The following is a 2,770-nucleotide window of genomic DNA, read 5'->3' as shown; positions in this document are numbered from 1 at the left end:
AGAATCTGCCGAAGGGCGCCTTCCTTCACGGCGGAGTCGGTCGCGGCGATGGCCACCTGCGCCTGTGTCTTCAAGCCGGCGAGTGGGGTACGAAGCTCATGAGCCGCGAAGGCTGTGATTTCTCGCTCATGCCGGCGCGCGGTTTCGACATTGGCGAACAGATTATTCAGCGCATCGGCTAACGGTTTTATCTCTAATGGCGCGTCGCTCGCATCGACCGGTCTCATGTCGTCCGCCCGGCGGCTCTGGAGCTCGTTCGCCATATTCGAGAGAGGGCGCAATCCGCGCCCGATGCTGACCCAGATGAGGAGACCGAGCAGGGGCGTGATGAGCAGGGCAGGCGCCATTAGTCCCTTGATGAGGTCGGCAATAAGTCGTTCCCGCATTCCAAGTCGATCCCCCACCAGAACGCGCAAGCCTTTGTCGGTATCCTCGATGGCGTAGACGCGCCAGGTTTCGCCCTCAACGATTCGCTCCGAAAAGCCGGAGGCGTGATCGGTTAAATTAGCGCCGGGCGCTTCGCTCGAATGCGCGATGAGACGTCCGTCGAGCGACCATATCTGACACGCAAGCTGGCGTTGATAGTTCATAAGCTCCGGGTGACCGACGGGAACAGGAATCGCGCCTTTCAATTGCGCGACGTCGCTGCTCGCGACGAGCGAATTGACCATACGGGCGGCTTCCTGCAGACGCGCGTCGAGGACATGCTCAATGTCGGCCTTCGTGCGAACGTAAATCCATCCTGTCGCTCCGAGCCAAATTGCCCCGGTTGCGGATACCAGGATGAAAAACAGGCGCCAGCGCAACGAGGTCATGCGCCGAGTTTCATTCGGTAACCGAGCCCACGCACCGTCTCGATCGCTTCGCGTCCCATCTTCGCCCGCAGATTGTGGATATGAACTTCGATCGCGTTGCTCTCAACCTCTTCCTGCCATCCATAGAGGCGGTCTTCGATCTCGGTCTTCGATCTGATCGCGCCCGGTCGCTCCATCAACGCCGAGAGCACGGCGAATTCCCGACGTGACAGAGCGACCGGCTCGCCATCTACCGCCACGGTAAAATGCGCGAGATCGAGAACGATCCCGCCGGAGTTCAGGCAAGGCGTTGGCGCGGCCTTCTCCGCGCCGCGCCACTCGGTGCCGCGCGACAAACAAGATGAGAGTCCCTCACTCAGATTGATGGTGTGGAACGGCCCCGCTACCGACAGCATCCGAGTGCTAAAACGTGGTCGTTGCGAGCAACGCCACAAGGTAGGGAGCCGTTCCATGAAGCAGATTAGCACCATCGGCCTGGATTTGGCCAAGAACGTTTTTCAAATTCATGGAGCCGACGCCGAGGGCGCGCCGATCTTTAATCGGAAACTGCGGCGAGCCGAGGTGCTGCGTTTTTTCGAAAGGCTTCCGCCGTGTCTGGTCGGTTTGGAGGCGTGCGGCGGTTCGCATTATTGGGCGCGCGAGATCGTGGCGCTCGGCCACGACGTGCGCTTGATCCCGCCGATTTATGTGAAGCCGTTTGTAAAGCGGGGCAAGACGGACGCCGCTGACGCCGAGGCTATCAGCGAAGCCGTAACCCGCAAGACCATGCGTTTCGTTCCGATCAAATCGGCTGATCAGCAAGCGGCGGCCATGGTGCTGAAGACGCGCGCTCTTTTGGTCCGCCAGCAAACCCAGGCGATCAACGCGCTTCGCGGGCATTTGTCGGAATTGGGCGTTATAGCTGCCATCGGGACGGCGAAAGTCGCGGCGTTGATCGAGATCGTGCGGGACGAGGAAGACGGTTGCCTGCCAGTAGCTGCCCGTTTGGCCTTGGCTGAAATCGCCGATCAGATCGAGGCGTTGGCACGGCAGATCGACAAGCTCGAGCGAGGGATCGTTGCCGAGGCGCGGCTGACCACAATTCCGGGAGTCGGAGCGATCACGGCCGCTTCCGTCAAAGCGCTGGTTCCGGATCCCGACGGGTTCAAATCCGGCCGTCACTTCGCCGCCTGGCTGGGACTGACGCCAAAGCCCCATTCGAGCGGCGGAAAGGAACGACTCGGCGGCTTATCGAAAATGGGCAATCCCACGATCCGCTCGCTGCTCGTTTGTGGCGCGACGTCGGTCTTGCGACGCGTGAAGGGCAACGAGAAAGCGCCGCGATGGCTAATCGCGCTTTTTGCGCGACGGCCTTTCAAGGTTGTCGCGATCGCGCTCGCCAACAAGATGGCGAGAATCATCTGGGCGCTGCTCACCAAAGGCGAGACATATCGAAATACTGGCGCGGCGGGCGACGCAGCACGCGCCTGAGCCGAACGACGACCAGAACAGACTGGCCGGCGCGAAGCCGGACAGAGGCGAGGTGCATAATTAGACGATGACCCCACGGGACGAAATCCCGAGGCGAGAGAGGCCGGCGCGACAATGCGCTTACAGCGCGTCAGATTGATCAGCCCCTCGCGTCGCGAATTTCATCGAGGCCAGCGGTCCACGACCGCGCCGAAAGGCCGGACATATGACCGCACCGATCCCGCTGGATGAAATGTCTGAAAAAAGCGCTTGCCCGCGGGGCCGTTCCACATATGTCGCGCCATAACTCGGCGATGTATTCGTCCCACAGGATCGTCAGGGTTGACGTGCTTGCGCTTCAGCTCGCGATGCACGTTTGCCCAGTCCGGCTCTTCGACGCGCCGGTGACCGCGCTTGCTGCGCCGGTTGGCGTAAAGCGCCGCCTCCAGCGCGTCGTCGTTCATTCCCTCCGGCAGCGGCCAGGAGAGCCCGGCGCCCTCCGCGCG

The 2,770-nt window shown here is 61.6% G+C and carries 2 protein-coding genes and 2 pseudogenes; 1 reads left to right on the top strand and 3 read right to left on the bottom strand.

The window, feature by feature from the left end:
• Together NEI07_RS08120 and NEI07_RS08115 are read right to left on the bottom strand one after the other, a co-directional pair.
• On the bottom strand, nucleotides 1-815 hold an 815-nt coding region (locus NEI07_RS08120; RefSeq protein ID WP_256033915.1), incomplete at its 3' end, for a sensor histidine kinase N-terminal domain-containing protein.
• Nucleotides 812-1,133, bottom strand: a pseudogene (locus tag NEI07_RS08115) (winged helix-turn-helix domain-containing protein); the annotation flags it as partial. The pseudogene NEI07_RS08115 and the gene NEI07_RS08120, both read right to left, overlap by 4 nt.
• Nucleotides 1,134-1,265: 132 nt before the next feature.
• On the opposite strand from NEI07_RS08115, the gene NEI07_RS08110 reads away from it, so the two are divergent.
• Nucleotides 1,266-2,285 (top strand): IS110 family RNA-guided transposase, encoded by a 1,020-nt coding sequence (locus tag NEI07_RS08110; protein WP_256033914.1) that lies wholly within the window; start codon nucleotides 1,266-1,268, stop codon nucleotides 2,283-2,285.
• Nucleotides 2,286-2,577: 292 nt separating this feature from the next.
• Here the strand turns inward: NEI07_RS08110 and NEI07_RS08105 are convergent.
• Nucleotides 2,578-2,770, bottom strand: a pseudogene (locus NEI07_RS08105) (IS21 family transposase); the annotation flags it as partial.

Source organism: Methylocystis suflitae (assembly GCF_024448135.1).
GTDB classification, from domain to species: Bacteria; Pseudomonadota; Alphaproteobacteria; order Rhizobiales; family Beijerinckiaceae; genus Methylocystis; species Methylocystis suflitae.
Note: the sequence above shows the minus strand (reverse complement) of the source record. Positions and strands in the feature narration are given on the sequence as shown.

Bases quoted from the DNA above. Each gene is read 5' to 3' on its own strand.
- NEI07_RS08110 (WP_256033914.1), top strand. From the start codon at position 1,266: ATGAAGCAGATTAGCACCATCGGCCTGGATTTGGCCAAGAACGTTTTT.